3 protein-coding genes and 1 pseudogene are annotated in these 8392 nt (G+C 66.6%); 2 read left to right on the top strand and 2 right to left on the bottom strand.

From position 1 onward, the window contains the following. Window positions 1-376 (bottom strand): annotated as a pseudogene (locus tag ACIPIA_RS06205) (hypothetical protein); the annotation flags it as partial. Between the two features lie 92 nt (window positions 377-468). Beyond that, on the bottom strand, window positions 469-1524 hold the full coding sequence (locus ACIPIA_RS06200; RefSeq protein ID WP_400507692.1) for a threonine aldolase family protein: 1056 nt from the start codon (window positions 1522-1524) through the stop codon (window positions 469-471). Between the two features lie 610 nt (window positions 1525-2134). On the opposite strand from ACIPIA_RS06200, the gene gltB reads away from it, so the two are divergent. Together gltB and ACIPIA_RS06190 are read left to right on the top strand one after the other, a co-directional pair. Further along, window positions 2135-6823, top strand: a complete 4689-nt coding sequence (gene gltB / locus ACIPIA_RS06195) for a glutamate synthase large subunit (RefSeq protein ID WP_400507690.1) — start codon at window positions 2135-2137, stop codon at window positions 6821-6823. A 97-nt stretch (window positions 6824-6920) separates the two neighbouring features. Next, window positions 6921-8345 carry a glutamate synthase subunit beta gene (locus ACIPIA_RS06190; RefSeq protein WP_400507688.1) on the top strand — a complete coding sequence of 475 codons (1425 nt, stop codon included), beginning with the start codon at window positions 6921-6923 and terminating at the stop codon, window positions 8343-8345. The last annotated feature ends 47 nt before the right edge of the window (window positions 8346-8392 follow it).

Genomic DNA, 8392 nt, shown 5'->3' with positions numbered 1-8392 from the left:
GGCGGATCAGTTCGCCCGCATAGGCATCGACGACGAGGCGCACGCGCTGGCCGCCGGCGGTGACGCCGTCGATGATGTAGCTGTCGTCGCGCCGAATCGAGCGTTCGATCCGGGCGAGGCCGTAGTTCCGGGCGGCAATGCGGTTGATCGTGTAGGGCGAGACCGGTGCAGGAGCAGCGCGCGGCACCGCCATCGGCGGACGCGGAGCGTAGCCGTCGTCGTAACGATAGCCGTAGCCGTAGGCCGGGTACGGGTCATACCCCTCGTCATAATAATAGAACTGGGCGCCGGCGATTTCCGCCGTGCCGGCCAGAGCGCCGGCCACGACCAGGCCCATCAGCGCGATGCGCCCCGGTGCGGTCGAACGATTTGCCATGCCTGTCTTCCTTAACGACTGCTTTCTGGCGGGCAGTCTTGTTAGGGAATGCGGCAGGCATGGGGCTGGAAAGGCGCCCGAATTGGGCCGTTTCAGCCGGCGATGGCGGCGATGAGGCGCTCCACATGCTCCGGACGTGTCGCGAAGGACATGACGAATCGGCCGACGATCTCGCCGTCCCGGAGCGGGGCCTCGGGCGGCAGCGAGCGGGCGGACCAATCGTAGAAACCCACTCCGGCGGTCTTCAGGCGCTCCTGCACGGCGGGCGGCAGCACGATGAAGACCTCGTTCGCCTGGCAGGGCCAGGCGAGGCGCGCTTCGCCGCCCTGCGCGACCGAATCCGCGAGGCGCCTGGCCTGGGCGTTGGCATGGCGGGCGAGGTCGAGCCAGTGGTCGTCGGCGAGCAGTCCCTCGAACTGGGCGCCGAGGACGCGGCCCTTGGACAGGGTCTGGCCGGCGCGCTTGCGGCGCCACTTCATCTCCGCGGCATGGGCCGGGTCGAAAAAGATCACGGCTTCGGCCGCGAGCGCGCCGTTCTTGGTGCCGCCGAAGGAGAGCACGTCGACGCCGGCCTTCCAGGTGACGTCGGCCGGCGAGCAGCCGAGCGTCACCAGCGCGTTGGCGAAACGGGCGCCGTCCATATGGAGCTTGAGCCCGCGCGGCATGATGGCTTCCTTCAGTGCCCGCACCTCCGCCGGAGTATAGATCGTGCCGCATTCGGTCGCCTGGGTGATCGTCAGCGCCTGAGCCTGCACCTGATGGAAATCGCCGTCGCGCAGATGCGAGAGCGCCTTCGTCACCGTTTCCGGCTTCAGTTTGCCGCCGACGCCGGGCAGATCGACCAGCTTGGCGCCGTCGCTGAAGAATTCGGGCGCGCCACACTCGTCCTCGACGACATGGGCCTCCTCATGGGTGAGCACGGCGCCCCAGGGCCGAACGATGCTCGCGAGCGCCAGCGCGTTCGCAGCGGTGCCGGTCAGCACGAGGAAGACCGAGACCTCGCGCTCGAAGATCGCGGCGAAGCGTTCCTCGACGCGCTGCGTCCACTCGTCCTTGCCATAGGGCGAGGCGTCGCCTTCGTTGGCGGCGGCGAGGGCGGCCATGACGCGAGGGCTGGCGGCGGCTGTGTTGTCGCTGAAGAACTGCATGTCCGAGGGTTAGGCGGATGGCGGTGTCCTGCCAAGCGAGCGCCGGGAAAGGGGGGGCTGCGCGTCGCGCCGGGCTGAAACTTCATATGACGCCCGAAAACAAGAAGCGTGCTGCCCGAGTCCGGCTTTCATGCCGGAAATGTCTGGCGCGGATTCGATTTTGCAATAAAATTTCGCCGCGGTGCAAAATAGGCGCTTGTGCGTAGATTGGAATTCTGGCAAGTTCATCGCAATAGGACAGTGTTGCTGTCCCATTTTTCACCGCGCCGACCGAGAGCCGCTGCTGGCTTCAGGTCGCGCCGTCGCAATGGAGCGGAGCATGACGAGGGGCAGGGCCAATAACGCCAAAGCCAACCGTACGTGCACGGTCCGTAAAACGACGGGCTGAAGACAGGCGCGAGCGGGCGAGAGCCGCCCGGGGCGCCTGCGGAGGACGCGGGCGCGGTGGAAACAAAGCGCAAGCAAGCCTCTGACAAGACGACGGCCGAACCGCCTTGGCCCCATCCTTGCTGCTGACGCGACGTCGGCGCCGGGGCCGAAGCGGCGAGGATTTTGGACGGTCTTACCTGCCGGTGGTGCGCCAGCGGGTTGTGGGAAGCGGGGTTTGACGATGAGCGTGACCAGCAAGTCGAGCGGCGCAGAGGGCTTCGAGCGTTTTCCGGCCGTGCGCGACCCGGCGATGCCGACGCATCAGGGCTTGTACGACCCCCGTAACGAGAAAGACTCCTGCGGTGTCGGCTTCATCGCCGACATGAAGAACCGCAAGAGCCACGCAATCGTCCAGCAGGGCCTGCAGATCCTGCACAATCTCGACCATCGCGGCGCTGTCGGCGCCGATCCGAAGCTCGGCGACGGCTGCGGCATCCTCACCCAGATCCCGCATCGCTTCTTCAAGGACGAGACCGCGAAGCTCGGCATCGCTCTGCCGGAGCCCGGATTCTACGCCATCGGCCAGTTCTTCATGCCGCGCGACCCGGCGATCCGCGCGCTCTGCGAGGACATCATCTCGCAGACCGTCGAGGAGGAAGGCCTGAATTTCCTCGGCTGGCGCGACGTCCCGGTCGACAACGCCGATCTCGGGAAGGCGGTTCTGGAGACCGAGCCGGTCCATCGCCAGCTCTTCGTCGGCCGGCCCGACGACATCACCAGCGAGGACGAGTTCGAGCGGCAGGTCTATGTCCTCCGCAAGTCGGTCTCCAACAAGGTCTATCGCCATCAGGAGCGCCGGACGGCGGAATACTACCCCGTCTCGATGTCCTGCCGCACCATCGTCTACAAGGGCATGGTGCTGGTGAACCAGCTCGGCTCCTACTTCAAGGATCTGCAGGACGAGCGCTTCGACAGCGCGCTCGCTCTCGTGCACCAGCGCTTCGCCACCAACACCTTCCCGTCCTGGCGCCTCGCCCATCCCTACCGGATGGTCGCCCATAACGGCGAGATCAACACGCTGCGCGGCAACGTCAACTGGATGGCGGCCCGCCAGGCCAGCGTCGACTCCGACCTGTTCGGCTCGGACATCTCCAAGCTGTGGCCGATCTCCTACGAGGGCCAGTCCGACACCGCCTGCTTCGACAATGCGCTCGAGTTCCTGGTGCAGGGCGGCTACTCGCTGACCCACGCGATGATGATGCTCGTGCCGGAAGCGTGGAACGGTAACCCGCTGATGGACGAGGAGCGGCGGGCTTTCTACGAATACCACGCGGCGCTGATGGAGCCCTGGGACGGGCCGGCGGCGATCGCCTTCACCGACGGCCGCCAGATCGGCGCGACGCTGGACCGCAACGGCCTGCGCCCGGCGCGCTATCTCGTCACCGATGACGGGCTCGTCGTGCTCGCCTCCGAATTCGGCGTGCTGCCGATCCCGGAAGAGAAGATCGTCGAGAAGTGGCGGCTCCAACCCGGCAAGATGCTGCTGATCGACCTCGAGCAGGGCCGCATCATCGGCGATGACGAGATCAAGACATCGCTGTGCCTCGCTAACCCATATAAGGACTGGCTTAAGCGCACTCAGATCGTGCTTGAGGACCTGCCGCCGGTCGAGGCGCGGGCCTCGCGCACCGATGTGCCGCTGCTCGATCGCCAGCAATCCTTCGGCTACACCACCGAGGATGTCCGGCTGCTGATGGCGCCGATGGCGGTGACCGGCCAGGAGGCCGTCGGCTCGATGGGTACGGATACGCCGATCTCGGCGCTCTCGCTCAAGTCGAAGCTGCTCTACACCTATTTCAAGCAGAACTTCGCGCAGGTCACGAACCCGCCGATCGACCCGATCCGCGAAGAGCTGGTGATGAGCCTGCTTTCCTTCATCGGGCCGCGTCCGAACATCCTCGATCTGGAGGGCACCTCGCGGCGCAAGCGGCTGGAAGTGCGCACCCCGATCCTGACCAATGACGATCTCGAGAAGATCCGCTGCATCGGCCATTATGAGGATCGCTTCGACACCAAGACGATCGACTTCACCTATCCGGCGCGCGAGGGCGCGGGAGGCATGGAAGGCGCGCTGGAGCGGCTCTGCGAGCGTGCCGAAGCCGCGGTCCATGGCGGTTACAACATCATCATCCTGTCAGACCGGCAGGTCGGCCCCGACCGCATTCCGATCCCTGCGCTCCTGGCGACGGCGGCGGTGCACCACCACCTGATCCGCAAGGGCCTGCGCACCTCGGTCGGCCTCGTCGTCGAATCCGGCGAGCCGCGCGAGATCCATCACTTCTGCTGCCTCGCCGGCTATGGCGCGGAGGCGATCAACCCCTATCTCGCCTTCGACACCCTGCTCGACCAGCACGAGCAGGGCGCCTTCCCCGAGGAGGTCGACGCCGACGAGGTGGTGAAGCGCTACATCAAGTCGGTCGGCAAGGGCGTGCTGAAGGTCATGTCCAAGATGGGCATCTCGACCTACCAGTCCTATTGCGGCGCGCAGATCTTCGACGCCGTCGGCCTGAAGAGCGCCTTCGTCGACAAGTTCTTCTTCGGCACCGGCACGGCGATCGAGGGCGTCGGCCTAGACGAGATCGCGGAGGAGAGCCTGCGCCGCCACCGCGACGCCTTCGGCGACTCGCCGCTCTATCGCAACAGCCTCGATATCGGCGGAGAGTACATGTACCGCATCCGCGGCGAGGACCATGTCTGGAAGCCGGACGTCGTCGCCTCTTTGCAGCATGCGGTGCGGCTCAACGCGCAGGACCGCTACGAGGAGTTTGCCCGCCAGGTCAACGACGACGCGCAGCGCCTGAGCACCATCCGCGGCCTGTTCAAGGTCAGGATGGCCGGGGATGACGGGCGCAGGCCCGTGCCGCTGGAGAGCGTCGAATCCGCCGCCGATATCGTGAAGCGCTTCGCCACTGGCGCGATGTCCTTCGGCTCGATCTCGCGCGAGGCGCACGAGACGCTCGCGATCGCGATGAACCAGATCGGCGGCAAGTCGAACACCGGCGAGGGGGGCGAGGAATCGGTCCGCTTCAGGCCGATGCCGGACGGCCGTTCGAAGCGTTCGGCGATCAAGCAGATCGCGTCCGGCCGCTTCGGCGTCACCACCGAATATCTCGTCAATTCCGACGTCATGCAGATCAAGGTCGCGCAGGGCGCCAAGCCCGGCGAGGGCGGCCAGCTGCCCGGCCACAAGGTCGATGCCAAGATCGCGCGGACCCGGCATTCGACGCCGGGCGTCGGCCTGATCTCGCCGCCGCCGCACCATGACATCTATTCGATCGAGGATCTGGCGCAGCTGATCTTCGACCTGAAGAACGTCAACCCGGCTGCCGACGTCTCGGTGAAGCTCGTCTCCGAGATCGGCGTCGGCACGGTCGCGGCGGGCGTCGCCAAGTCGCGCGCCGACCACATCACCATCTCCGGCTTCGAGGGCGGCACGGGCGCAAGCCCGCTGACCTCGCTGAAGCATGCCGGCTCGCCCTGGGAGATCGGCCTCGCCGAGACCCAGCAGACACTGGTGCTGAACCAGCTCCGCGGCCGTGTCGCGCTGCAGGTCGATGGCGGCCTGCGCACGGGACGCGACGTCATCATCGGCGCGCTGCTCGGCGCCGACGAGTTCGGCTTCTCGACGGCGCCGCTGATCGCGGCCGGCTGCATCATGATGCGCAAGTGCCACCTCAACACCTGCCCGGTCGGCGTCGCGACGCAGGACCCGGTGCTGCGCAAGCGCTTCAAGGGCCTGCCCGAGCATGTGGTGAACTACTTCTTCTTCGTGGCCGAGGATGTCCGCCGGATCATGGCGGAGATGGGCTTCACGAAGATCGAGGAGCTCGTCGGCCGCTCGGACCTGCTCGACAAGCAGGAGGCCATCGACCACTGGAAGGCCAAGGGGCTCGACTTCTCGAAGCTCTTCCACAAGATCGATCTGCCGGAAGTGGCGATCCGCCATGTCGAGCTGCAGAAGCACCCGATCGACACCGTGCTCGACCGCAGGCTGATAAAGGCGGCGGAGGATGCGATCGAGACGGGCACGCCGGTCGTGATCGAGGAAAGCATCTGCAATGTCGACCGCTCGACCGGCGCGATGCTCTCCGGCGCCGTCGCCAAGAAGTACGGCCATGCCGGCCTGCCTGACGACACCATCGCGGTGAAGCTCAAGGGCACCTCCGGCCAGAGCTTCGCGGCCTTCCTCGCCGCCGGCGTCACCGTCGAGCTCACCGGCCAGGCCAATGACTATGTCGGCAAGGGCCTGTCGGGCGGCAAGATCGTGGTGAAGCCAGACCCGGCGACCCGTGCCGTGGCCGAGCGTTCGATCATCGTGGGCAACACCGTTCTCTACGGCGCGATCTCGGGCGAGGCCTATTTCCGCGGCGTCGCCGGCGAGCGCTTCGCGGTCCGCAACTCCGGCGCCATCGCGGTGGTCGAGGGCACGGGCGACCATGGCTGCGAGTACATGACTGGCGGCGTCGTCGCGGTCATTGGCCAGACCGGCCGCAACTTCGCGGCAGGCATGTCCGGCGGTATCGCCTATGTCCTCGACGAGGACGGCACCTTCAAGTCGCGCTGCAACCTCTCGATGGTCGATCTCGAGCCGGTCGAGGAGGAAGAGGACCTGATGGAGCGGCTGCACCATCACGGTGGCGACCTCGAGCACAAGGGCCGCATCGACATGACCAACATGTCGGGCCATGACGAGGAGCGCCTGATGCAGATGCTGACGAACCACTTCACCTATACCGGTTCGCAGCGCGCCCGCGCGATCCTCGACAACTGGGCGGACTACCGGACCCGGTTCGTCAAGGTCATGCCGGTCGAGTACCGCCGCGCGCTGCGCGAGATGGAGCAGGCCCGCACGCTGCAGGCCGCCGAGTAAGTCACGGCTACCCGCCGGGGCCGTCCGGGCCCCGGCATTCCGATCAGGTTAAGGCACGCGCGCGGGTTCGCCCCGGGCACACGGCGAGAGAAACGGCATGGGCAAGGTCACAGGCTTTCTCGAATACGACCGGCAGGAGCAGAAGTATCAGCTCGCCGGCGATCGCATCCGGCATTTCCGCGAGTTCACGCTTCCCCTGGAAGAGCGCGACATCAAGAAGCAGGCGGCACGCTGCATGGATTGCGGCATCCCCTTCTGCCACGGCCCGACCGGCTGTCCGGTGCACAACCAGATCCCGGACTGGAACGAGCTGGTCTATTCCGGCGGGTGGGAGGATGCGCTGCGCAACCTCCACTCGACGAACAACTTTCCGGAGTTCACCGGGCGCATCTGCCCCGCGCCCTGCGAGGAAGCCTGCACGCTGAACCTCGAGAACATGCCGGTGACGATCAAGACGATCGAGCAGGCGATCGCCGACAAGGGCTGGGAAGAGGGCTGGATCGCGCCGGAGATCCCCGCCAGGCGCACCGGCAAGCGCATCGCGATCGTCGGCTCGGGCCCGGCCGGCATGGCGGCGGCGCAGCAGCTCGCCCGCGTCGGCCATGACGTGCATGTCTATGAGCGCGAGGCCAAGGCCGGTGGCCTGCTCCGCTACGGCATCCCCGACTTCAAGATGGAAAAGAAGCATATCGACCGCCGGGTGAAGCAGATGGAGGCGGAAGGCGTCACCTTCCACTACAACGCCAATGTCGGCGTGACGCTGCCTTTCGCCACGCTCGTCGCCGAGCATGATGCGGTGCTGATGACCGGTGGCGCGGAAGCGCCGCGCGATCCCGGCCTGCCGGACACCAACCTCGCCGGCGTTCACTATGCGATGCCCTACCTCACCCAGCAGAACAAGCGGGTTGGCGGCGAGGATGTCTCGAACGCGGCGCCCATCCTGGCGGCCGGCAAGCATGTCGTGGTCGTGGGCGGCGGCGACACCGCGTCGGACTGCGTCGGCACGGCCTTCCGGCAGGGCGCGCTCTCGGTGACGCAGCTCGACATCCGGCCGATGGCACCGGAGATCGAGGACAAGCTCACCGTCTGGCCGTACTGGCCGACGAAGTTCCGCACTTCATCCTCGCAGGCCGAGGGCGCCGAGCGCGAGTTCCAGGCCGCGACGCTCGGGCTCGAGGGGCGCAATGGGCGCCTGACCGGGGTTAAGTGCGCCCGCGTCGACGAGAAGCGCAAGCCGATACCTGGCACCGAGTTCGTGCTCCAGGCCGATCTCTGCTTCCTTGCCATCGGCTTCGCCGGCTCGGTGATCGAGGGCATGATCGCGCAGTCGGGGGCGGCAGTGGACAAGCGCGCCAACGTCGTCGCCAATGATCGCGACTACAGGACGAGCGTCGACAAGGTCTATGTCGCCGGCGACATGCGCCGCGGCCAGTCGCTCGTGGTCTGGGCGATCCGCGAGGGCCGGCAGGCCGCGCACGCCATCGACAAGGAACTGATGGGCGCGACGATCCTGCCGATGTGAGTACGTCTTCACATAGCTGGTTTCGCTACCGTTTCAGCCGCCCGGGA

The sequence above is a fragment of the Allobosea sp. CER48 genome, from assembly GCF_044752385.1.
GTDB lineage: Bacteria > Pseudomonadota > Alphaproteobacteria > Rhizobiales > Beijerinckiaceae > Allobosea.
Note: the sequence above shows the minus strand (reverse complement) of the source record. Positions and strands in the feature narration are given on the sequence as shown.

Excerpts from the sequence above, each read along its gene's own strand:
- ACIPIA_RS06200 (WP_400507692.1), bottom strand. The coding sequence starts at position 1,524 with ATGCAGTTCTTCAGCGACAACACAGCCGCCGCCAGCCCTCGCGTCATG.
- gltB (WP_400507690.1), top strand. The coding sequence starts at position 2,135 with ATGAGCGTGACCAGCAAGTCGAGCGGCGCAGAGGGCTTCGAGCGTTTT.
- ACIPIA_RS06190 (WP_400507688.1), top strand. The coding sequence starts at position 6,921 with ATGGGCAAGGTCACAGGCTTTCTCGAATACGACCGGCAGGAGCAGAAG.